This window comes from Mycobacterium sp. IS-1496, assembly GCF_001499995.1.
Classification (GTDB): Bacteria; Actinomycetota; Actinomycetes; order Mycobacteriales; family Mycobacteriaceae; genus Mycobacterium.
The window spans coordinates 355,898-377,629 of the sequence record NZ_LQIU01000001.1 but is presented as its reverse complement, the minus strand read 5'-3'; the positions used below and the strand labels follow the sequence as shown (position 1 = coordinate 377,629).

Below are 21,732 nucleotides of genomic sequence, written 5' to 3'. Positions count from 1 at the left end.
TCACCCCCCGGTGATGTAGGCGTGCAACTGCTCCTGTTCGGTCTGCAGCTGCTCCATCCGCGTCTTGACCACGTCGCCGATGCTCACGATCCCGGCCAGCCGGCCGTGGTCGAGCACCGGCACGTGACGGACCCGGTTGTTGGTCATCAGCGCCGACAGGTCGTCGACGGCGTCGTCGGGCGTACACGTCACCACGACGTTCGTCATGATCTCCGAGACCGGTTGGCGCAGCAGGTCCGCACCGCGTTCGTGCAGCCGGCGCACCACATCGCGTTCGGAGACCATGCCGAGGACGCCGTCGGGTCCGACGACGACCATCGCGCCGATGTTGTGGGTGGCGAGTTCGGCCAGAAGCCCGGTCACCGTGGTGGTCTCGGTGATGGTCGCCACCGCCGAGCCCTTGCTGCGCAGCACATCCGCTATTCGCATCGCCGCCTCCGCCTCGTGTGATACGGCTCACATCAGGTTAGGCCGTATTCGCCGCGATCGGAATAGCCAATCGCCTGACGCCCACCGCGGGGCGGAGTACCCATGAGGCCATGATCGAGGTCACCCTGCTCGGAACCGGAAGTCCCATCCCCGACGCGCGGCGGGCCGGCCCGTCGACACTGGTGCGCGCGGGCGGCCACACCTTCCTCGTCGACTGCGGTCGCGGCGTCCAGCTCCGAATGGCCGCCGCGGCGACCGCCGCCAACGAATTGTCCGCTCTGCTGCTGACCCACCTGCACAGCGACCACATCGCCGATCTCGGCGACCTGCTGATCACCCGGTGGGTGACCACGTTCACCGAGCAGGTGCCGCTGCAGATCATCGGCCCACCCGGCACCGCCCGGACGGTGACGACGATGCTCGAGGCGTTCGGCCACGACATCGGCTACCGCATCGCCCACCACCCCGACCTGACCGCACCGCCACAGGTCGAGGTGCGGGAGGTCACCGAGGGCGTGGTGTGGGACCACGACGGCGTCACCGTCCGCGTCGCGCCCACCGATCACCGCCCCGTCGCCCCCACGGTCGGGTTCCGCGTCGAACATGCCGACGCCTCGGTGGTGCTGGCCGGCGACACCGTACCGTGCGCGACGCTCGACGAGCTGGCGGCGGGCGCAGGCGCCTTGGTGCACACCGTGATTCGCAAGGATCTGGTCGAACGGGCACCTCAGCAGCGGGTGCGCGAGGTCTGCGACTACCACTCCTCGGTCGAGGAGGCCGCCGCGACCGCGGAACGCGCCGGCGTCGGGATCCTGGTGCTCACCCACTACCTGCCCCCGATCGCCCCCGGACAGGAGGACGACTGGCGGGCGCGGGCGGCCACGGTGTTCCCCCGTCAGATCGAACTCGGCGACGACCTGCACCGCGTCGAGGTGCACCCGGGGGTCTGCGTCAAGCCAGGCGGGTGATCTCCACGACCACGTCGAGGTCGGTGGACCCCTCCCCCGAGTAGATGCCCTTGAGCGGTGAGACGTCGGCGTAGTCACGTCCGACGCCCACGCTGATGTACTGCTCGTTGATGTCGGTGTCGTTGGTGGGGTCGTAGTGCCACCAGCCGCCGGTCCATGCCTGCACCCACGCGTGGCTCTGGCCGTCGACAGTGTCACCCACGGCGGCGTCCTTCTTCGGATGCAGGTAGCCCGATACGTAGCGCGCGGGTATGCCCATGCTGCGCAACAGGATCAGCGACAGGTGCGCGAAGTCCTGGCACACTCCCTTGCCCTCCCGCAGCGCGTCGAGGCCCGACGAGTGCACCCCGGTGGTCCCCGGCACGTAGTCGAGTTCGGTGTGCACCCAGTTCGCGGCGGCGGTCACCGCCTCGTACGGGTCGTGATACTTCGCGATGCGCTGGCCCACCCGGGCGATGCGCTTGCTGTCCGGGGTGTAGTGCGACGCGGTGAGCACCTCGTCGAACCGGTCGATGACCGCCTCGGACCGCAGGTCGTCCCACGTCACGGTTTCCGCGGGGTGGTCGCCGACATCGGTTTCGACGACGGAGGAGGCCGTCACCTCGAGTTCGGTGTGTGGCGCGTGCAGGTCGAACGCGGTCACCGCGGTGCCCCAGTAGTCGACGTAGCGGTACTGGCGGGTGGCCGGCGCGGTCTCGATCCGGTTGAGGATGACGTTCTGCCGGGTGTCCGAACGCGGCGTCAGGCGGGCCTCGTTGAACGACGCGGTGACCGGCGACTTGTAGGCGTAGCCCGTCGCGTGCACCACCCGCATCCGCCACATGTTCAGACCTCCCCTTCTTCGATGACCAGCGTGTTGCGGCCGGCATCGGTCCAAGCGACCCACGGCGCGACGTGAAAGTACTGCAGCGCCAAAGCTTCTCCGACCTCGCTGCAGGTCCTCTGCAACCCGGCCAGCCGTTGCTCGAGCGATTCGAGCAGGACACCGGGATGCATGAACTCCAGTTCGCTGCGCGCACGCCCCAGCAGACGTTGCGCTTCGGCGGTGGCGCCCAACCGGTTGTGCGGCCGGTTGAGCAGTTCGTCGAGATTGTGCTCGGCGAGGCGCAGCGAGTAGAAGATCGACCGCGGGAACAGGCGGTCGAGCATCATGAACTCCACGACGCGGCCGGCGTCGAGCACACCCCGGTAGGTGCGCAGGTAGGTGTCGTGCGCGCCGGCCGACCGCAGCAGCGTGACCCACGCGGGTGACGATCCGCTGTCGCCGACGCGGGAGAGCAGCAGCCGCACCATCATGTCGACCCGTTCGATCGCGCGGCCGAGCACCATGAAGCGGTAACCGTCGTCACGACTGAGCGTGGAGTCGGCCAGACCGGCGAACATCGCGGCGCGGCCCTCGACGTAGGACAGGAACTCGTGCGGGCCGAGGCGTTTGGCGGCGCGTTCGCGTTCGGCCAGGGCGTTGTAGGTGGTGTTGAGACACTCCCAGATTTCGGTGGAGGTGACTTCGCGTGCGCCGCGGGCGTTTTCGCGCGCCGCGGAAATGGAGTCGACGATCGACGTACCGTCCGCGGTGTCCCGGTTGAATGCCACGAGGTCAGTCAGCGACCACACGTCGAGGGGGTGATCGGGCGCCTCCATACCGAGCACCCGCAGCAGCGTGCGTGCCACCCGGTCAGGGTCGACGCTGGAGTCCTCGAGGAGTTGATGGACGGTCACGTCGAGGATCCGGGCGGTGTCGTCCGCGCGCTCGACGTAGCGACCGATCCAGTACAGCGATTCGGCGTTGCGTGCCAGCATGTTCCGACAACCCCCTACTGCTGCTGTTGCTGCTGCTGCAGCTGTTCTGCGGACTGCCCGTCCGCGTTCTTGTCGACCTTGGTGGCCTTGGCCGCCTTCGGCAGCGCCCGCACCACCTCCGCGGCGGCCAGTTCCCGGTCGGCGGCCGAGGTGCGCGACGCCAGCACCCAGGTGTCCTTCGACCCGCCGCCCTGACTGGAGTTGACCACCAGCGAGCCCTCCGGCAGCGCGACGCGGGTGAGCCCGCCGGGCAGCACCCACACGTCGTTGCCGTCGTTGACCGCGAACGGTCGCAGGTCGACGTGGCGGGGCGCCAGCTTGCCGCCGATCTGGGTCGGCACGGTGGACAGCTGCATCACCGGCTGGGCGATCCACCCACGGGGGTCGTTGCGGATCTTCTTGCAGATGGTGTTGAGCTCTTTCTCCGACGCGTCCGGGCCGAACACGATGCCGTACCCGCCGGAGCCCTCGACCGGCTTGATCACCAGTTCGGTGACCCGGTCGAGCACCTCCTCGCGTTCCTCGTCGAGCCAGCACCGGTAGGTGTCGACGTTGGCCAGCAGGGGCTTCTCGCCGAGGTAGTACTCGATGATCGTCGGCACGTAGGTGTAGACGAGCTTGTCGTCTCCGACCCCGTTGCCCACGGCGCTGGAGATGACGACGTTGCCGGCCCGCGCGGCGTTGAGCAGCCCGGCCACGCCGAGCACCGAGTCGGGACGGAACTGCATCGGGTCGAGGAACGCGTCGTCGATGCGCCGGTAGATGACGTCGACCCGGCGCTCACCCGCGGTGGTGCGCATGTAGACGGTGTTGTCGCGGCAGAACAGGTCGCGGCCCTCGACGAGTTCCACACCCATCTGCCGCGCGAGCAGCGAGTGCTCGAAGTACGCCGAGTTGTAGACCCCCGGTGTCAGCACCACGACCGTCGGGTCCGCCTCGTTGGAGGCGGCCGCGTTGCGCAGCGCGCGCAGCAGATGCGAGGCGTAGTCGCCGACGGCGCGCACCCGGTGGGTGGCGAACAGGTTGGGGAACACCCGCGCCATGGTGCGGCGGTTCTCCATCACGTACGACACCCCGGACGGCGACCGCAGGTTGTCCTCGAGCACGCGGAAGTTGCCCTGGTCGTCGCGGATCAAGTCGATGCCCGCCACGTGGATGCGCACCCCGTTGGGCGGGTTGATGCCTGCGGCCTCGCGGTGGAAGTGCTCACAGGACGTGACGAGCCGGCGCGGGATGACGCCGTCGCGCAGGATGTGCTGCTCGCCGTAGATGTCGTCGAGATAGGCCTCGAGCGCCCGCACGCGCTGGGTGATGCCGCGTTCGAGCCGGGTCCACTCGCCGGCGGAGATCACCCGCGGCACCAGGTCCAGCGGCAGCGGCCGCTCCTGACCGGACAGCGAGAAGGTGATGCCCTGATTGATGAACGCCCGGTCGAGGGCGTCCGCGCGGGCCTGCAGGTCGGAGGCGTCGGCGGGGGCGAGTTCGGCGAAGATCCCCTTGTAGGGGCCGCGCACGTTGCCCTGGGCGTCGAACATCTCGTCGAAGGCCCGGTCGTAGCCACCGACGCTGTTGTAGCCGGCGAAGATTCCGTCGTGCCGTTTGGTCCGCGCTCCGTTGGTGCGGGAGGATCGGCTGGACTCGGTCGGCAGGGTGCGCAGGCTCACGCATGACACTTTGCCCCACACCGGGCGTTCAAGCAGGTTAGCGGGGCTCACTTTGGTCGATTCAGTGCCTCGCTGGTAACCTGGACAACCGCTGCCCGCCGTGTCGGCGCGGCCGGAGACTTTGCATCATCCACCCGATATTCGAAAAGGACTGCTCTACGTGGCCAACATCAAGTCGCAGGAAAAGCGCATCCGTACCAACGAGAAGCGGCGTCTGCGCAACCAGTCGGTGAAGTCCTCGCTGCGCACCGCGGTGCGCGGCTTCCGTGAGGCCCTCGACGCCGGCGACAAGGACAAGGCCGCCGAGCTGCTCGCCGCGACCAGCCGCAAGCTGGACAAGGCCGCCAGCAAGGGCGTCATCCACAAGAACCAGGCCGCCAACAAGAAGTCGGCGCTCGCGGTCGCGCTCAACAAGCTCTGAGCAGTTCCGCTTTACTGGTCGGCCACGAGTTCGGCGACTCTGCGCACCGCTGACTCCAGGGCGTAGTCGGCATCGGCCGCTGCGCCCTTGACGTCGGCGTTGAGTGCTGCGACCAGCCGCATGGCCTCCGCCACCGACGCCCGCGACCAGCGCCGCGCCTGCTTCTGCGCCTTCTGAACCCGCCACGGCGGCATACCCAGTTCGCCGGCCAGCCGGTAGGGATCACCCGACAGAGGCGCGACCCGGGCGATGGTGTGCACCGCCTCGGCCAGCGCATCGGCCAGCACCACCTGCGGCTCGCCGCTGAGCATCGCCCATCGCAGCGCCTCGGCGGCCCCGGCGACGTCGCCGGTCACCGCCTTGTCGGCGATGTCGAACCCCTTCACCTCCGCCTTGCCGGAGTGGTACCGGCGCACCGCGGCCGCGCTGACCTCGCCGGCGGTGTCGGCCACCAGTTGCGAGCAGGCGGCCGCGAGTTCGCGGATGTCGGAACCGACCGCGTCGAGCACCGCGGTGACAGTGTCGTCGGTGACCTTGACCTTGTGGCTGCGGAACTCCTTGCGCACGAAATCCGCCCGCTCGGCGGCCTTGACGATCTTGGCGCACGGATGCACTTCGGCGCCGAGCTTCTTGAGTTGATCGGCCAGCGCCTTCGCGCGTCCCCCACCCGAGTGCACGACGACGAGCATCGTACCCGGCGGCAGGTCGGCCGCCGCGGTGGCGATCAGCGCGACCGCGTCCTTGCCGGCCTCGGCGGCCGATTCGAGCACCACCACCCGCTCGTCGGAGAACAGCGACGGGCTGAGCAGTTCGGCGAGTTCGCTGGTGCTCACCTCACCGGCGCGTAGCCGGTCGACCGGGACGTCGTCGGTGCCTGCGATCTTGCGCGCATTTCTCAGCACGGCGGCCACCGCGCGCTCGACGAGCAGTTCCTCGTCCCCCAGGACCAGATGGAGGGCTGCGACCTGTTGGCTCACCCGACGATCGTGTCACGCGCCGCCGACACTGCCGAGCGCGGCGTGGCCGGACAGCGACCACGCCACCAGACACAGCGCCGCCGCCGCGGCGGCCCTTCGCCCCCACCGCCACCGCCACAGCACGACGAGCGCGATCCCGCCCACCGCCACCAGCCCGACACCGGCCCAACCGGACGGCACCGGCACCGACGCGCCGGGCACCGACGCCGCCCATCGGGCCACCCGCAGCAGCCACCACAGCTGCGGTCCGGTGAACCGGATCAGCAGCCCGGCGCCCGCCGGCCACAGCGAACACAGCCCTGCCGCGGCGGAGCCGATCACCGTGATGGGTGGAATAACCGGCGCCACAGCCACATTCGCCAGCACCGACACCAGGCTGACGCGGCCCGAGATGCCCGCCACCAGCGGCGCGGTGACGAGCTGGGCGGCCATCGCGACGCCCACGGCATCGGCGAGCGGTTTGGGCCACCCCCGCCCGGTCAGTCGCCGCGACCACACCGGCGCGATCACCACCAGACCGGCCGTCGCCGCCACCGACAGCGCGAAGCCCGCATCCACGGCCAGTTCCGGCGCGGCGACCAGGAGTAGCAGCACGCTCGCCGCCAGCGCCGGGATCGCCTGCCTGCGCCGGTGCGTGACCATCGCGAGCAGGGTGATCGCCCCCATCACCGCGGCACGCAACACGCTCGCCGACGGCTGCACGACCACGACGAACGCGATCAGCGCCAGCCCGGCCAGCGCGACCGCCGCCCGCGGCCCGATCAACGCCGCGCTGAGCAGCACCGCGCCACAGACGATCGTCACGTTCGCACCCGACACCGCCGTCAGATGGGTCAGCCCGGCGGCGCGGAAATCCGCAGTGGTGTCCGGCGGTACCGCCGCGGTATCCCCGAGCACCAGTGCGGGCAGCATCGCCGCCTGATCGACCGGCAGCACCCCGCGCGCGGCGTCGGCGAACCCGGTGCGGATGTGCTGTGCCATCCGGTGCGCCGGTGCGGCCGTCCCCACTTCCGCGTCCCCCGTCGCCGAGAGCACGGCAACGGTGAGGTCCCGCCGCGTCGGTCTGCCGATCCTGGCGCGAAACGCCGCCGGGCGGCCCGCGCTCACGTCCGAGAAGCCGTGCGCCGAGGCGAAGACCACCACCCGGCCCGAGGTGGGCCTGCCGTTCACCTCGTGCAGGACGGCCCGGAACATCAGGCGCCCACCGCCGAGCGGTCGCGGGCTGTCGCCGGGGGTGAGCGTCACCGACACCGTCGACCCGTAGAGCGCCACGATCGGGTGGTGGCGCACCTGGTCGGCCCGCGCGGCCACCGCGACGGCGAACCCACCACCCACGACCGCGACGGCCGCAAGCGCGGCCGCCGCCGACCGCATCGCCGCGGTGGCCGTCCCCGCGCCGCCGCTCCACACCGCTGCCGCGGCCGTCGCGGCGATCCCGCCGAGCAGCACGAGCACCGCAGCGGTGACGCCCCACTGGATCCCGGCCGCGGTCACCGCCCAGCCGGTCGACGCCGCCGGTACCAGGCGTAGGTCGACCGGCGCCGCCTCGTCGCTCACACATGGACCAGGTCACGAAGTTTGGCCAGCCGCGCCGGGCCGATGCCGTCCACCTCGCCGAGTTGGTCGACGCTGGTGAACGCGCCGTTGGCGTCCCGCCAGGCGACGATCGCCGCCGCGGTGACCGGCCCGACGCCCGGCAGCGTGTCGAGTTGCTCGACGGTCGCGGTGTTGAGGTTGACCGGCTCACCCGCGGCCCTGGTCGGTTCGGCGGGCACGGTGCCGGACGGAGCCGCCGCCGCACCGTCAGCCGCTCCGCTGGTCGAACTGCCCATGGTGGCGGGCTGTCCGGGCGCGGGGGCGATCCCGACGATGATCTGTTCGCCGTCGCTGAGCCGGCGTGCCATGTTCAGCCCGATCAGGTCGGCGCCGTCGACCGCTCCCCCGGCGGCCTCCAGCGCGTCGGCGATCCGGGCGCCCGGCGCGAGCGTCACCAGCCCCGGCCTGCGGACCAGCCCGACGACGCTGACGATCACCGGCTGGTCCGGGGCGGGTTTGGGCGACGCCGACGACACCATCTCGACGTCGGGCAGTTTCGCCGCGACCACCGGCGGCGGATCGTCGCGCCACAGGGTGAAAACCGTGACCAGCACGGCGATGACGCCCACGACGGCGAGCCCGGCCACACCGGCGCGACCGGGGTCCGCGCGCACCGCCGCCACCCCCCCCCCCCCCGCCGGCGTGGCCGCGTCGGGCAGCCACCGGGACAGGGCGGTGTCCGGCCGCGCCTCGTCGTGGTCGGGCTCCTCTTCGGCGCCGAGTCGGCGGTGCAGCCGCTCGGCCGGCTCTTCGGTCCGCATGCGCCCGACGGTAGGGACGCCGTCCGTCGCAGCGACCGCGCGCGGCGCCCGAGTAGGCACCCTTGTGGATGAACACGGCGCTGTGGATGGCGTCCAACCCCTAGGGTCTAGACGCGAATGCAGGCTCGACGAGGAGGCGCGCTGAGATGACCCCACCGACCACCGGACGACCCCTGCGCGTGATCCAGTGGACCACCGGGAACATCGGCAGGCGATCGTTGCACGCCATCATCGGCCGGGACGACATGGAACTGGTCGGCGTCTACGCGCACGGCGCCGACAAGGTCGGGGTGGACGCCGCCGAACTCGCGGGCCGGCCGGACCCGACCGGCGTCGCCGCCACCAATGACATCGACGCGTTGATCGCACTGCGGCCGGACGCCTGCTGTTACAACCCGCTCTGGCCGGACGTCGACGAGCTGACCCGCCTGCTCGAGGCCGGGATCAACGTGTGCTCCAGCGCCGCCTGGATCACCGGGGGCAAGCAGTCACCGGAGGATCTCGACCGAATCCGGAAGGCCTGTGCCGCAGGCGGTTCGACGATCTTCGGCAGCGGCGCCCACCCCGGGATGACGAACATGGTCGGCATGGTCCTGTCCGGCGCCTGCGAACGCGTCGACGAGATCCGTATCACCGAGTCGGTGGACTGCTCGACCTACGAGTCGGCGGGCACGCAGACGGCGATGGGTTTCTCCCAGGACCCCGATACCCCGGGGCTGGCCGAGAGCGTCCGCCGGGAGAGTGAGGTGTTCGCCGAGTCGGCGGCGATGATGGCCGACGCGATCGGCGCCACGCTCGACCGCATCACCTTCGACGTCGAGTTCAGCACCGCCACAGGCGACACCGACCTCGGCCCTATGCAGATCCCGGCCGGCACCGTCGCCGGGGTGTACGGCTACCACCGCGGCTGGGTGGGCGACCGCAACGTCGTCAGCGTCGGATTCAACTGGATCATGGGCGATCACGTCACGCCGCCCAAACCGCTCGAGCACGGTCATGTCATCCAGGTGTTCGGGCTGCCGAACATGCGCACGGTGCTGCACTGCCTGCCGCCGCGCGACTGGACCGAACCCGGCTTCATGGGCCTCGGGATGATCTACACCGCGATGCCGGTGACCAACGCGGTGCCGGCCGTGGTCGCCGCGCCGCCGGGCATCGTGACGCTCAAGGATCTGCCGCCGGTCACCGGCCGGATCGCCTGACCACGTGCGCCGAGACTACGGTTGCTGAAGCCGATCGCGGGTGAAGCGGTCGACTTCCGTAGTGTCGGCGCTCAGAGCCGCTGCGCCAGAAGCGGTTTACCCGGTCCGGTGAGGTCGGCGAGCGCGGCCGGGCGGCCCGCCATCGCCATCATCAGAGCCTCCCCGGGACCCGCCACCTCGGGCCCGTCGCCGTGCGTCCAGTCGACGTCGGTGGCTCGTAGTCGCAGACCCCGGATGCGCCGGCCCACGCCCAGCCTGGGGTTGCCGGGCAGCAGCGGCAGGACCCGCGACAGCCGCTCGGCCGGTACGGTGCGCGGCCGGTTCAGCGCACGACGGATGTCCTGGTGATGGATGGTGCCGTCGACGAAGCCGATCATCCCGCCCAACCGCGCCGTCAGCCCCGAAGGGTCGAGGTGACGGTTGAGGTAGTCCACCAGCTCCGACTCGGTCAGATGGGCGAACTCGTCGACCCCGACCTGGTTGGCGTGGGCGATCCGGCCCTTCGCCAACCGACCGAGGAATCCGGCGACGCCCAGCTCCTCGTAGGAGACGACGTGGGCGACAACGTCTTTGACCGTCCACGCGGTACACAGGCTCGGTGCGTGCCATTGCTCGGGCGTCAGGGTGGCCAGGAAGTCGGCGAGGTCGGCCCGCTCGGCGTGGGTGAGCGCGCAGAGCGAGGGTGGTGCCGTCATGTCAGCAGGCCTTCGTACCGCTGGAGGTACAGCGGCCAGCCGGCGTCGCCGTCGACACCCCTGGCGACGGATTCCCAGCCGTCGCCGTGCCGGTCGAGGTGACGGTGTTCCAGCACGACACGCGTGCGCTGGGCGGTCACGGGGATGAACCGCACCTCCACATCGCTGGCCCGTCGGGGATCGGTCTCCAGTTGCCAGCTCGGGCCGATGTCCCACGTGAACACCACGCGGTTCGGCGGCTCGTAGGCCACGACGCGGGCCCACCGACACTCGCTGCCGTCGACGCCGCGGTCGTAGATATGGCCGCCCACGTGCGGCTCGAACACCGTCTCGGCGATCGGCACGGCGAGCAGATTGTGCTCACGCGGTTTGAAGTCACCGAACCGCTCGGTGAACACCCGGAAGGCGTGCGCCAGCGGGGCCTCGACTGTCACTTCGTGGCGAATGGTGTTGCGCTGCAAGGGTCTCATCAATCGTCTCCTTCCCGCCGTTCGGCGATCTCCTTGAAACCGGCCAGCGCCTGCGTCCAGAACCGGTCGAGGTCGGCGCGCATGCCCGCCAGCCCGGAGGGGTCCAGCTGGTACACGCGTCGCGTACCGTCCGCCCGGTCGTGGACGAGCCCGGCCCGCTTGAGCACTTTGAGGTGCTGTGAGACCGCCGGCCGGCTGACGGGCAGATCCCGAGCCAGTTCCCCGACCGCACACGGGCCGCGCGCGAGCCGTTCGACGATGGTGCGCCGGGTCCTATCGGCCATCGCCTCCCAGGCGCCGTGGTAAGTGGCCACGAACCGTAAGTTACCACTTACCGGACCGCTCGTCGAGACGACGGTTGTTGATTCGACATGCGGGTGAATCCGTCAGGTTCCGTAGTGTCGGCGCCCGCGGGAGTTCAGTCCGAGAGGCAGACGCAGACCCCGACCGCGCCGGCGCCGAGGTGGATCGCCAGCACCGGCCCCATATCGGTGACCGTGAGCGTCTCGATCTGCGGCAGCCGCTCGGTCAGTGCCGCGCCGACGGCGTCGGCGGCGTCGTGGTTGTCGACGTGGTGCACCGCCACGGCCGCGCGGCGGTCCCCGACGACCTCGGCCACCTGGTCGACCAGTGCGGCGTGCGCCTTCGACGCGGTCCTGATGCGCTGGGCGAGTTCGAGCCGGCCGTCGACGTCGATCCGCAGCAGCGGTTTCAGCGACAGCGCCGTTCCCAACCACGACGACGTCGCGCCGATCCGGCCGCTGCGCCGCAGATTGTCGAGCCGGTGCACCACGATGAACGCCGAACCCCGCGGGACCGCCGACCGTGCGACCGCCTCGACGGTGTCGAGATCACCACCCGCGGCCGCGCAACGCGCCGCCGCGGTCGCGACGAAGCCGACCCCCATCGCGGCCGACCGCGAGTTCACCACCCGCACAGCCGATCCGAATTCGCGAGCCGCGGCCACCGCGGAGCTGAAGGTGCTTGACAGGGCCGCCGAGAGATGGACCGCGACCACACCGTCACCGCCGCTGTCGGCCAGCGCCCGCCGGTAGGCCTTGCCGAGTTCGCCCGGTGTGGCACCGGAGGTCGTCACGTGCGGGCGCTCGTGGATGTCGTTCGGGATGACATCGACGCCGTCACGCAGATCGTGCTCGTCGACCAGAACGTGCAGAGGCACCTGCCGGATGTTCCAGCGCTGCAAGTCCTCGACCGGCAACCGGGACGAGGCGTCGGTGACCACCACGACCGCCATCCGTCACTCCCCCGGGACGGGTTGGGGCACACCGGCTTCGGCGAGCGCCTTGAGCATCAGCTCGGCCACCGCCTGATGCGCCTCGAAGTTCCAGTGGATGCCGTCGGGGTTTCCGCGCCCGCCGAGGACCTGTTCGGCGACGGCGGCCTTGAGGTCGACGAGCGGGACATCGTGCTGCGCGGCCCATTCGGTGAGAGCCCGCACCGTGCCTGCCCGGCCGTGATGCGCTCGGCCATAGGTCTCGGCGATGTGCACCGAGGGCAGCGACGCGACGATCGGGATGCCGGGGCGGTTGAAGTCGATGGCGCCCCGGGTCATCTCGAGGTACTCCGCGCTCAGGTGCGGCGGCAGCGCGGCCCGGGCGACCGGCGACAGCCTCGGTTGGACCCAGCCGTAACCGTCGCGCACCCACCGGCGCAACCACGGCGGCCGGACGTAACGGATCAGCTCCCGCAACGCGGTGGGCAGCGGCGAAGGCAGCGAATCCATGCCGCCGGTGGCGAAGACGACCGCACCGGCGCGCGGCAGCGCCGCCCACGCCCGTGGATCCTGGGTCGCCGCCCACCACACGTCGCGGCACGTCCAGCCGATGCGGCCGATCAATTCGAGATCCCAACCGAGTTCGCTCGCAACGAGATTGGGCCAGATTCGAGGGTCGTCGGACGGCAGACCGCCGGTCGGGCCGTAGTAGGCCAGCGAATCGGCGAACACCAGCAGCGTCCGGCGGGCGGGGTCGGGCTCAGAGGACGTCATGGCCGACCTGCGCCGAGGCGTTCCACACGTCGAGCCGCCAGCGGATGTCGTCGAGTCCCGCGTCGGGGTGTGAGTGCCCCGACAGCTGCACCCAACTGGCGTTGCCCATGCCGCCGAGCACCGGCCAGTTGTCCACCGGCAGCCCGAGCAGATCCGCGGTCAGCGCGGCGATGAGACCGCCGTGGGCCACCAGCACGACCGGCCGGTCGGGCTCGTGACCGTCCGATTCAGAACCCCACTCAGGTTGTCCGGCAACGAGTTCGGCCACCAACGGACGGCTGCGGGCCGCCACGTCGACCCGACTCTCCCCGCCGTGCGGCGCCCACCTCGCGTCCTCTCGCCAGGCCAGCCGGGCGCCCGGCGCGACGGCGTCGACCTCGACATGGGTCATCCCCTGCCAGTCACCCAGATGCGTCTCCCGCAGCCGGGTGTCGACCGACACCGGCAGCCCGGAGCGTTCACCGAGCGCGACGGCCGTGTCCAGCGCGCGCCGCAGATCCGAGGACACGATGAGCAGCGGCTGACGTTTGGCCAGCGCCTCGGCGGCCACGACCGCCTGCTCCCGCCCCAGCTCCGAGAGCTCGGTGTCGAGCTGGCCCTGCATGCGCCTGCCCGCGTTGAACTCGGTCTGGCCGTGCCGCAGCAGCACCAGGCGGCGCACCCTCACGCGTGGCCGTCCAGATCGACCGGGACGGTCGGGCAGTCGCGCCACAACCGGTCCAGCGCGTAGAAGTTGCGCTCGTCCTGATGCTGGATGTGGACGACGATGTCGACGTAGTCGAGCAGGGTCCACCGTCCCTCGCGGGTGCCTTCCCGACGGGCCGGCTTGTGCCCGGCCAGCCGCATCTTCTCCTCCACCTCGTCGACGATGGCGTTCACCTGGCGCTCGTTGCTCGCCGAGGCGATGACGAAGCAGTCGGTGATGACGAGCTGGCCGGAGACGTCGATGACGACGACGTCGTCGGCGAGTTTCGACGACGCCGCGCGGGCGGCGACCGTCGCCATCTGGATGGCTTCGTCGGAGGCGGTCATTCGGATGTCCTCAACTCTGGAGAAGGTTCGGGAAGGTAGAGCCTGCGTTTGGTCACGTACTGCACCACCCCGTCGGGCACCAGGTACCAGATCGGCCGCGCTTCGACGGCGCGCTTGCGGCAGTCGCTCGACGAGATCGCCAACGCGGGCACCTCCACCAACGACAGCGCGTCATCGGGAAGTTCCCGCATGGCTGCCGCGATGTGCTTGCCGTCCAGCTCGTAACCGGGTCGGCTGACCCCGACGAACCGGGCGATCGAGAACATCTCCTCCCAGTTCTGCCACGACAGAATCGAGGCCAGCGCGTCGGCGCCGGTGATGAAGAACAGCTCGGCGTCGGGGTTGAGCTCGTGCAGATCGCGCAGCGTGTCCTTGGTGTACGTGGGGCCGCCGCGGTCGATGTCCACCCGGCTGACGGAGAACCGGGGGTTGGACGCGGTGGCGATCACCGTCATCAGGTAGCGGTCCTCGGGGGCGGTGACCCGCCGGTCGTGCTTCTGCCAGGGCTGTCCGGTCGGCACGAACACGACCTCGTCGAGCTCGAACAGATCGGCCACCTCGCTGGCGGCGACCAGGTGTCCGTGGTGGATGGGATCGAACGTCCCGCCCATCACGCCCAGCCTGCGCGTGCGATGCTCTTCGCGCGAGTGGCTGATCGGACGGCTTTGCACGAACAGCGAGCTTACGGCAGCGCCCGGCCACTCAGGCGGGTGTGCGGTCCACCGCGAGCACCTCGGAGACCTCGTACGCGGCGCGGTCGAGGCGCTCATCACGCGATTCTGTGTCTGGTCGGGGCGAGCATCCGGGGCCCGACTAGACGGGCAGCAGCTGGTCGATCACCGCCGCCAGCTGTTTGGCCGAGCGGCACTCGTGCATGGTGATGATGTCCTCGTAGCGCGGCGTCGCCGAGTCCCCGCTGCCCCACAAATGCTTCGGTTCAGGGTTGAGCCAGTGCGCGTGGCGGCTGGCGTTGACCATCCGCGCCAGCAACTCCGTCTCCGGGTTGCGGTAGTTGTTGCGCCCGTCGCCGAGCACGAGCAGCGAACTGCGCGGCGAGAGCGCCTCCGGATACTTGTGCACGAACGACGCGAAGGCGTTGCCGTAGTCGGAGTGCCCGTCGCGGGTGTACACGCCGGCCTCACGGGTGATGCGCTGCACGGCCACCGCCAGATCGGCATCCGGACCGAACAACGCCGTGACCTCGTCGGTGGTGTCGATGAAGGCGAAGACGCGAACCCGCGAGAACTGTTGACGCAGCGCGTGGACGAGCATCAGCGTGAAGTTGCTGAACCCGGCCACCGAACCCGACACGTCGCACAGCACGACGAGTTCCGGCCGTGCCGGGTGCGGCTTCTTGAGCACGACGTCGATCGGCACTCCCCCGGTCGACATGGACTTGCGCAACGTCTTGCGCATGTCGATCTCGCCCGCCCGGGCACGCCGCCGGCGCGCCGCCAGCCGCGTGGCGAGCGTGCGGGCCAACGGGGCTACCACCCGGCGCATCTGGCGTAGCTGCTCGCCGGAGGCGCGCAGGAACTCGACGTTCTCGGCGAGCTGGGGCACCCCGTACATCTGGACGTGTTCACGGCCGAGCTGCTCCGCGGTACGCCGTTTGGTCTCCCCCTCGACCATCTTCCGCAACTGCGATATCCGTTGCGCCGCAATGGCCTTGGCGATCTGCTCCTGGGTGGGGGTGGGTTCGTCGCCGTAGGGCGCGAGCAAGCCCGCGAGCAGGCGCCCCTCCAGATCGTCCAGGCTCATCGCCTTGAGCGCCTGATACGACGAATACGACGGCCCCCTGCTGGAGTTGTAGCGGCCGTAGGACTCGACGATCTGGGCGATCATCGCGGACAACCGCTCGTCCAGGTCGGCCAGATCGGGGTTGTCGGTGAGCAACTTCAGCAGCGCGTCACGCATCGCCTCGACGTCCTCGGGCGGCAGACCCTGCTCGTCGCCGTCCGACTCCTCGTCGTCGGACAGCGCGGTCCTGCCGCCCAGCGCCGCCGGGAAGAACAGGTCGAACATCGCGTCGTAGGTGTCGCGGTGGTCCGGGCGCCGCAGCACCGCACACGCGAGCCCTTCGCGCAGCACCTCGCGGTCACCGAGTCCGAGGACGGCCATCACCCGTCCGGCGTCGACGGTCTCCGACGGGCCCACCGAGATGCCCTGTTTGCGCAGCGCCTCGACGAACTCGACCAGGTGGCCGGGTATCCCGTGCGGAGCCAGCGGCTGCGGCGGCCGGACGCGGCGGGGCGGCATCAGTTGAGCCTTAACTCTCCGGCGGCGCGCTGCTGGTCGGACTGGTGTTTGAGCACCACACCGAGCGTGGCGGCGATCATCGCGTCGTCGATGGTGTCCATGCCGAGTGCCAGCACGGTGCGGCCCCAGTCGATGGTCTCGGCGACCGAGGGCAGTTTCTTGAGCTGCATCCCGCGCAGGACGCCGATGATGCGGACCAGCTCGGAGGCCAGGTGTTCGGGCAGTTCCGGCACCCGGGACAGCAGGATGCGCCGCTCGAGGTCGGGATCGGGGAAGTCGATGTGCAGAAACAGGCAGCGCCGCTTGAGGGCCTCGGAGAGTTCCCGGGTGGCGTTGGAGGTCAGCACCACGAACGGGGTCCGTTCGGCCTTGATGGTGCCCAGTTCCGGCACGGTCACCGCGAAGTCCGACAGCACCTCGAGCAGCAGACCCTCGATCTCGATGTCGGCCTTGTCGGTCTCGTCGACCAGCAGCACGGTCGGTTCGGTGCGCCGGATCGCGGTCAGCAGCGGCCGCGACAGCAGGAATTCCTCGCTGAACACGTCGAGTTTGGTCCGGTCCCAGTCCCCACCCTCGGCGTCGGCGGCGGCGTTACCGGCCTGGATCCGCAGGATCTGCTTGGCGTGGTTCCACTCGTAGAGCGCGCGGGCCTCGTCCACCCCCTCGTAGCACTGCAGGCGGACCAGCCCTGAGCCGGTCGCCTGGGCGACGGCGCGGGCGAGTTCGGTCTTGCCGACTCCGGCGGGCCCTTCGACCAGCAGCGGTTTGCCCAGCCGGTCGGCGAGGAAGACCGCGGTGGCCGTCGCGGTGTCGGGGAGGTATCCGGTCTCGGCCAGCCGGCGCGCGACATCGTCGATGTCGGCGAACAGCGGGGCGGGACGTGCGGGGACGCTCAAGTCATTCTCCTGTTTCAGGCAGGGCGCGTGTGGCCGTTCCCCCACACAATCCATTTGGTCGAGGTCAATTCTGGCAGACCCATCGGGCCGCGGGCGTGCAGCTTCTGGGTGGAGATGCCGATCTCGGCGCCGAAGCCGAACTGCTCGCCGTCGGTGAACGCCGTCGAGGCGTTGACCATCACCGCGGCCGCGTCCACCCGTTCGGAGAACCGTTGCGCCGCAGCCAGATCGGCGGTGACGATGGCCTCGGTGTGTCCCGAGCCGTATTCGTTGACGTGGGCGATCGCGGCGTCGACGCCGTCGACCACGGCCAGCGCGATGTCCATCGACAGGAATTCGGCGCGCAGTTCCTCGTCGGTCGGATCGGCGTGCACGGTCACCCCGGCGTCCTGCAGCGCCTTGGTCAGCTTAGGCACCGCGTGCTCGGCGATGGCGGCGTCCACGAGCACCGATTCGGCGGCGTTGCAGACGCTGGGCCGCCGGGTCTTGGCGTTGAGCAGGATCTTCTCCGCCATGTCGAGGTCGGCGGCGGAGTGCACGTAGACGTGGCAGTTGCCGACGCCGGTCTCGATCGTGGGGACCTGGGCGTCGCGGACGACGGCGTCGATCAGGCCCGCCCCGCCGCGGGGGATCACCACGTCGACCAGGCCGCGGGCCTGGATGAGGTGGGTGACGCTGGCCCGGTCGTGGCTGGGCAGCAGTTGCACCGCGTCGGCGTCGAGGCCCTCGGCGATCAGCGCGGCGCGCAGCGAGTCGACGAGCGCGGCGTTGGAGTGCGCCGCGGACGAGCTGCCGCGCAGCAGCACCGCGTTACCGGACTTCAGCGTCAGCCCGAACGCGTCGACGGTGACGTTCGGCCTGCCCTCGTAGACGATGCCGACCACCCCGAGCGGCACCCGCTGCTGACGCAGCTGCAGTCCGTTGACCAGCGTGTTGCCGCGCAAGACCTCGCCGACGGGATCGGGCAGGGTCGCCACCTGGCGCAGCCCGGCGGCAACGCCGTCGATGCGCTGCGGGTTCAGCGCCAGCCGGTCGAGCATGGCGTCCGGGGTGCCTGCCGCCTTGGCCTTCTCGAGGTCGCGCTCGTTGCCCGCGATGATGAGGTGCGCATCCATGAGCACCCGGTCGGCGGCCGCGCGCAGCGCGCGGTTCTTGGTCTCGGTGGACAACGTCGCCAGCGTGCGCGAGGCGACCCGGGCCCGGCGGGCGGCGTCGTGGACCTCGGTGCGCAGGTCGAGCGCTGCGGGGGCGTGCACACTCATCAGACCAGCGTATCGAAGGTGGCGGGGGCACTGGACGCGTGTCAGGGTCAGCGTCGTCACCCGCTGGTCTAGCGTTACGCCCATGGCGGCGGCGCGTGTCTGCGTGGTGGGCAGTGTGAACGCCGATCTGCGCTTCTCGGTGCCGGCGCTGCCGCGGCCCGGCCAGACCGTCCTCGCGTCGTCGATGACGTCCTCACCCGGCGGCAAGGGCGGCAATCAGGCGATCGCCGCCGCCCGCGCCGGCGCCGATGTCGGGCTGGTCGCCGCTCTCGGGGACGACCCGGCGGCCGGTCCGCTGCGCACCCACCTGCGGGAGAACGGTGTGGGCCTCGACGGCGTGGTGACGGTGCCGGGTCCGAGCGGCTCGGCCGTCGTGATCGTCGACTCCGCCGCGGAGAACGCCATCGTCGTCGCGCCCGGCGCGAACGCGCACCTGAGCGTGGCCGCGTCGGCGGTGCGCGAGGTGATCGAGGCGGCCGACGTCGTGCTGCTGCAACTCGAGATCCCGCCGGCGACGGCGAACGACGCGGCCCGCGTGGCGCGCGCCGCGGGAGCGGTGGTGATGGTGAACGCCTCACCCGCGGGCGCCCCGCCCCACGAACTGCTGAGGCTGTCCGAGGTCGCCGACGTGGTGGTGGTCAATCAGGCCGAAGCCGGTGAATGGCATTGGCCGGTACCGCATCTGGTGATCACCCGCGGTGCCCGGGGGGCCAGCTACCTCGGCGACGGGGAACGGTTCGACATCCCGGCCCCGGCGGTGGAGGCCGTCGACACCACCGGCGCCGGTGACGTGTTCGCCGGAGTGCTCGCCGCGCACTGGCGCTCCGGACACGAGGACGCATTGCGCCGTGCGTGCGTCGCGGGCGCGCTGGCCACCCTGGTCCCCGGCGCGGGCGACTGTGCTCCCACCGCGGAAGCGATCGACGACGCGCTGGCATGACGCGATGAGAGGACAGGAGAAGCGATGACGACGACGTCCGAGCACGAAGGACCGGAGGCGGACGCGCCCCGCCCGCCGGACGGTGACTGGCTGGGCACGCCCTACCTGCGGTTCACGCGCGAAGGGGCGTTCGGGGTGTGCACCCTCGACCGGCCCGAGGCGCGTAACGCGATGACCCCGGCGATGTACTTCGGCATCCGGTATGCGGTGCGGCACGTCGACGCGGACCGCGATCTGGCCGGACTGCTCATCACGGGTACCGGCGACGTGTTCGCGCCCGGCGGCGATATGGGCGGGGGCGGCGGCGCCGACAACTGGCTGACGTTCGGGTCCGCTCTCGGCATGGACGTGACGCCGTTCGAGACCCTGCGGCAGTCGGTCAAACCGGTGGTGTCGGCGGTCAACGGCCTGTGCCAGGGCGGCGGCCTACAGATCGCGCTGTGCAGCGATATGGCGGTCGTCAGCGACCGCGCCACCTTCCGGGTCCCCGAATTGTTCCGCGGCATCGCCGACACGTACTACAGCCAGATGCTGACCCGCCTCATCGGCCCGGTCCGCACCCGCGACCTCATGCTGACCGGTCGCACCCTGTCCGCGCAGGAGGCGTACGACTGGGGCATGGTGGCGCGGATCGTGCCCCACGACGACCTGCTCGACGCCGCCCGCGAGGTGCTCGCCCAGTGCTGCCGCACCGCGCCGCACGCGCGAAGCGTGGTCAAGTCCAGCATCGACGGCTACCTCGGGCTGTTCGACCGGATCGGGATGCAGGCCAGCTATTCGTCACCCGAGGCGCTCGAGGGTTACCGCTCCTTCAAGGAGCGCCGCTCACCCGACTGGGTGCACCCGGACTTGCGGGTCGACGGCCGGCTGTGACCGCGAGGTAGCTCGACTAATTGAACTCGGGACCAATGGCCCTGGCGAGCCGGCGGGACCGGGTGCGACCTTCGATGGGTGGACGACCACCTGACGACACTGGACGCGGGCTTCCTCGAGGCCGAGGACGCCGACCCGCACGTGAGCCTGGCAATCGGCGGCGTCGCCGTCCTCGACGGCCCGATGCCCGACTTCGCCTCGCTCACGGCCACCCTCACCGGACGCCTGTCGTCGGTGCCGCGGCTGACCCAGCTCGTGCACTCCCGCCCGCTCGACCTCGGTGCGCCGGAATGGGTGCCCGACAAGCACTTCGACATCGCCCACCACATCCGGCGTGCGGCCCTGCCCCGGCCGGGTGGTGACGCGGACCTGGACCGTCTGGTCGCCGACATCATGGAGCGCCGGCTCGACCGATCGCGGCCACTGTGGGAGTGCTGGGTGATCGAGGGGCTGTCGCACCGGCGGTGGGCGGTGCTGATGAAGGTGCACCACTGCCTCGCCGACGGGATCGCTGCGACGCACATGCTCACCGCACTCTGCGACGACGGGCCGGCCGCGGCGGCGCACCCGGATCCGACGCCGGCCCCGCCGCCGGGTGTGTCGTCGTACATCGATCCCGTCGGCTGGATGTCGAGCGCCGTGCGCACCTCGTTCGGTCTCACCGCGGCGGCCATCCGTGCGGCCCGTGGGGCCCTTGACCTCGTCGGCGGAATGCTGAGGCCCGCACCCTTGTCGGTCCTGAACGGTCCCGTGGGGACCATGCGGCGGTACGCCGCGGTCGATGTGTCGCTGTCCGATGTGCGGCACGTGTGCGACGAGTTCGGGGTGACGGTCAACGACGTGGCGCTGGCGGCCATCACCAGCAGCTACCGCGCGATGCTGATCCGGCGCGGCGAGACACCCGGTCGCAATTCGCTCCGGACGCTGGTGCCGGTCTCCGTCCGGGCGGCCGACGCCGGGGGCGAACCGGACAACCGGGTGTCGATGCTGCTGCCCCGCCTCCCGGTCGACAAGGCCGATCCGCTCGAACAGCTCCGGGCGGTGCACCGCAGGCTCACGCAGGTGAAGGGCAGCGGCCAGCGGCAGGCGGGCAGTGCCGTCGTATCCGCGGCGAATGCGATCCCGTTCGCGGTGACGGCGTGGGCGGTCCGGAACCTGACCAGGCTGCCGCAGCGTGATGTCGTCGCGCTCGCGAGCAATGTCCCCGGCCCGCAGGAGGGCCTGACGATCATGGGCCGAGACATCAGACGGTTGTTGCCGATCCCGCCGATCGCACTCCAATTACGCACGGGCATAGCGATTCTCAGCTATGCCGATCAGCTGTCCTTCGGGATCATCGGCGACTACGACGCGGTGCCCGACGTCGACGAGTTGGCCCGAGGCATCGGGCAGGCGGTCGGGCGTCTGGCCGCCCTGGCCGCTGCGCCGCACCGGTCGACACCGCTGCGGACGCTGGCGCTGGTGACCTGAGTCTCGCGG

24 protein-coding genes are annotated in these 21,732 nt (G+C 70.6%); 6 read left to right on the top strand and 18 right to left on the bottom strand.

What is annotated here, in order from left to right; all coding sequences use genetic code 11:
- Nucleotides 1-429, bottom strand: coding sequence for a CBS domain-containing protein (locus AU195_RS01745; RefSeq protein ID WP_059157298.1), 429 nt, complete (start codon nucleotides 427-429; stop codon nucleotides 1-3).
- A 110-nt stretch (nucleotides 430-539) separates the two neighbouring features.
- Between AU195_RS01745 and AU195_RS01740 the strand changes: the two genes are divergently transcribed.
- Nucleotides 540-1,397 (top strand): ribonuclease Z, encoded by an 858-nt coding sequence (locus tag AU195_RS01740; protein WP_059157297.1) that lies wholly within the window; start codon nucleotides 540-542, stop codon nucleotides 1,395-1,397.
- Here AU195_RS01740 and AU195_RS01735 read toward each other — a convergent pair.
- The 3 genes from AU195_RS01735 to AU195_RS01725 are packed head-to-tail and all read right to left on the bottom strand — an operon-like array spanning nucleotide 1,381 to nucleotide 4,870.
- Nucleotides 1,381-2,220: a transglutaminase family protein gene (locus tag AU195_RS01735; protein WP_059157296.1), complete on the bottom strand. Its 840-nt coding sequence runs from the start codon at nucleotides 2,218-2,220 to the stop codon at nucleotides 1,381-1,383. The two genes, AU195_RS01740 and AU195_RS01735, sit on opposite strands and share 17 nt — an antisense overlap.
- 2 nt (nucleotides 2,221-2,222) lie before the next feature.
- Complete coding sequence (locus AU195_RS01730) at nucleotides 2,223-3,197, bottom strand: alpha-E domain-containing protein (protein ID WP_059157295.1); 975 nt, start codon at nucleotides 3,195-3,197, stop codon at nucleotides 2,223-2,225.
- 14 nt (nucleotides 3,198-3,211) lie between these two features.
- The gene (locus AU195_RS01725) at nucleotides 3,212-4,870 is read right to left on the bottom strand and encodes a circularly permuted type 2 ATP-grasp protein (RefSeq protein WP_082702931.1); all 1,659 of its coding nucleotides are present in this window, start codon (nucleotides 4,868-4,870) and stop codon (nucleotides 3,212-3,214) included.
- Nucleotides 4,871-5,021: 151 nt separating this feature from the next.
- On the opposite strand from AU195_RS01725, the gene rpsT reads away from it, so the two are divergent.
- The gene (gene rpsT / locus AU195_RS01720) at nucleotides 5,022-5,282 is read left to right on the top strand and encodes a 30S ribosomal protein S20 (RefSeq protein WP_059157294.1); all 261 of its coding nucleotides are present in this window, start codon (nucleotides 5,022-5,024) and stop codon (nucleotides 5,280-5,282) included.
- 11 nt (nucleotides 5,283-5,293) lie between these two features.
- Here rpsT and holA read toward each other — a convergent pair whose 3' ends face one another.
- From holA to AU195_RS01705, 3 genes are read right to left on the bottom strand one after another with little or no spacing between them, the layout of a single operon-like run.
- Complete coding sequence (gene holA / locus AU195_RS01715) at nucleotides 5,294-6,259, bottom strand: DNA polymerase III subunit delta (RefSeq protein ID WP_059157293.1); 966 nt, start codon at nucleotides 6,257-6,259, stop codon at nucleotides 5,294-5,296.
- A gap of 12 nt (nucleotides 6,260-6,271) precedes the next feature.
- Entirely contained in the window at nucleotides 6,272-7,816 is a 1,545-nt protein-coding gene (locus AU195_RS01710) for a ComEC/Rec2 family competence protein (protein ID WP_059157292.1), read from the bottom strand.
- On the bottom strand, nucleotides 7,813-8,616 hold the full coding sequence (locus tag AU195_RS01705; RefSeq protein ID WP_059157291.1) for a ComEA family DNA-binding protein: 804 nt from the start codon (nucleotides 8,614-8,616) through the stop codon (nucleotides 7,813-7,815). Before AU195_RS01705 ends, AU195_RS01710 begins: the two co-directional genes overlap by 4 nt.
- 146 nt (nucleotides 8,617-8,762) lie before the next feature.
- On the opposite strand from AU195_RS01705, the gene AU195_RS01700 reads away from it, so the two are divergent.
- Nucleotides 8,763-9,818: an NAD(P)H-dependent amine dehydrogenase family protein gene (locus AU195_RS01700; protein WP_059157290.1), complete on the top strand. Its 1,056-nt coding sequence runs from the start codon at nucleotides 8,763-8,765 to the stop codon at nucleotides 9,816-9,818.
- 71 nt (nucleotides 9,819-9,889) lie between these two features.
- On the opposite strand, the gene AU195_RS01695 is transcribed toward AU195_RS01700, so the two are convergent.
- The 11 genes from AU195_RS01695 to AU195_RS01645 all read right to left on the bottom strand — a co-directional run bounded on the left by AU195_RS01695 (nucleotide 9,890) and on the right by AU195_RS01645 (nucleotide 18,440).
- Nucleotides 9,890-10,513, bottom strand: coding sequence for a maleylpyruvate isomerase family mycothiol-dependent enzyme (locus tag AU195_RS01695; protein WP_059157289.1), 624 nt, complete (start codon nucleotides 10,511-10,513; stop codon nucleotides 9,890-9,892).
- A complete protein-coding gene (locus AU195_RS01690) occupies nucleotides 10,510-10,983 on the bottom strand; it encodes an SRPBCC family protein (RefSeq protein ID WP_059157288.1) in 474 nt (157 codons plus the stop codon). The genes AU195_RS01695 and AU195_RS01690 overlap by 4 nt, the downstream gene beginning before the upstream one ends.
- Nucleotides 10,983-11,297, bottom strand: a complete 315-nt coding sequence (locus tag AU195_RS01685; protein ID WP_502687303.1) for an ArsR/SmtB family transcription factor — start codon at nucleotides 11,295-11,297, stop codon at nucleotides 10,983-10,985. The genes AU195_RS01690 and AU195_RS01685 overlap by 1 nt, the downstream gene beginning before the upstream one ends.
- A gap of 104 nt (nucleotides 11,298-11,401) precedes the next feature.
- Nucleotides 11,402-12,238, bottom strand: a complete 837-nt coding sequence (locus AU195_RS01680) for a DegV family protein (RefSeq protein WP_059157287.1) — start codon at nucleotides 12,236-12,238, stop codon at nucleotides 11,402-11,404.
- A gap of 3 nt (nucleotides 12,239-12,241) precedes the next feature.
- Complete coding sequence (gene octT, locus AU195_RS01675) at nucleotides 12,242-12,991, bottom strand: diglucosylglycerate octanoyltransferase (RefSeq protein ID WP_059157286.1); 750 nt, start codon at nucleotides 12,989-12,991, stop codon at nucleotides 12,242-12,244.
- Nucleotides 12,978-13,658: a glucosyl-3-phosphoglycerate phosphatase gene (gene gpgP / locus AU195_RS01670; protein ID WP_059157285.1), complete on the bottom strand. Its 681-nt coding sequence runs from the start codon at nucleotides 13,656-13,658 to the stop codon at nucleotides 12,978-12,980. The genes octT and gpgP overlap by 14 nt, the downstream gene beginning before the upstream one ends.
- A complete protein-coding gene (gene rsfS / locus AU195_RS01665) occupies nucleotides 13,655-14,023 on the bottom strand; it encodes a ribosome silencing factor (protein ID WP_059157284.1) in 369 nt (122 codons plus the stop codon). The genes gpgP and rsfS overlap by 4 nt, the downstream gene beginning before the upstream one ends.
- Nucleotides 14,020-14,679, bottom strand: coding sequence for a nicotinate-nucleotide adenylyltransferase (gene nadD, locus AU195_RS01660; protein ID WP_082702930.1), 660 nt, complete (start codon nucleotides 14,677-14,679; stop codon nucleotides 14,020-14,022). Before nadD ends, rsfS begins: the two co-directional genes overlap by 4 nt.
- Nucleotides 14,680-14,836: 157 nt before the next feature.
- A complete protein-coding gene (locus tag AU195_RS01655; protein WP_059157282.1) occupies nucleotides 14,837-16,282 on the bottom strand; it encodes a vWA domain-containing protein in 1,446 nt (481 codons plus the stop codon).
- Nucleotides 16,282-17,178 (bottom strand): AAA family ATPase, encoded by an 897-nt coding sequence (locus AU195_RS01650; RefSeq protein WP_059157375.1) that lies wholly within the window; start codon nucleotides 17,176-17,178, stop codon nucleotides 16,282-16,284. The genes AU195_RS01655 and AU195_RS01650 overlap by 1 nt, the downstream gene beginning before the upstream one ends.
- Nucleotides 17,179-17,192: 14 nt before the next feature.
- Nucleotides 17,193-18,440: a glutamate-5-semialdehyde dehydrogenase gene (locus tag AU195_RS01645; protein ID WP_059157281.1), complete on the bottom strand. Its 1,248-nt coding sequence runs from the start codon at nucleotides 18,438-18,440 to the stop codon at nucleotides 17,193-17,195.
- 82 nt (nucleotides 18,441-18,522) lie between these two features.
- Here AU195_RS01645 and AU195_RS01640 point away from each other — a divergent pair, with 82 nt between their 5' ends.
- The 3 genes from AU195_RS01640 to AU195_RS01630 all read left to right on the top strand — a co-directional run bounded on the left by AU195_RS01640 (nucleotide 18,523) and on the right by AU195_RS01630 (nucleotide 21,723).
- Nucleotides 18,523-19,380 carry a ribokinase gene (locus AU195_RS01640; protein WP_059157280.1) on the top strand — a complete coding sequence of 286 codons (858 nt, stop codon included), beginning with the start codon at nucleotides 18,523-18,525 and terminating at the stop codon, nucleotides 19,378-19,380.
- A 24-nt stretch (nucleotides 19,381-19,404) separates the two neighbouring features.
- Nucleotides 19,405-20,253, top strand: a complete 849-nt coding sequence (locus AU195_RS01635; protein WP_059157279.1) for an enoyl-CoA hydratase/isomerase family protein — start codon at nucleotides 19,405-19,407, stop codon at nucleotides 20,251-20,253.
- Nucleotides 20,254-20,331: 78 nt separating this feature from the next.
- Nucleotides 20,332-21,723 (top strand): WS/DGAT/MGAT family O-acyltransferase, encoded by a 1,392-nt coding sequence (locus AU195_RS01630; protein ID WP_059157278.1) that lies wholly within the window; start codon nucleotides 20,332-20,334, stop codon nucleotides 21,721-21,723.
- The last annotated feature ends 9 nt before the right edge of the window (nucleotides 21,724-21,732 follow it).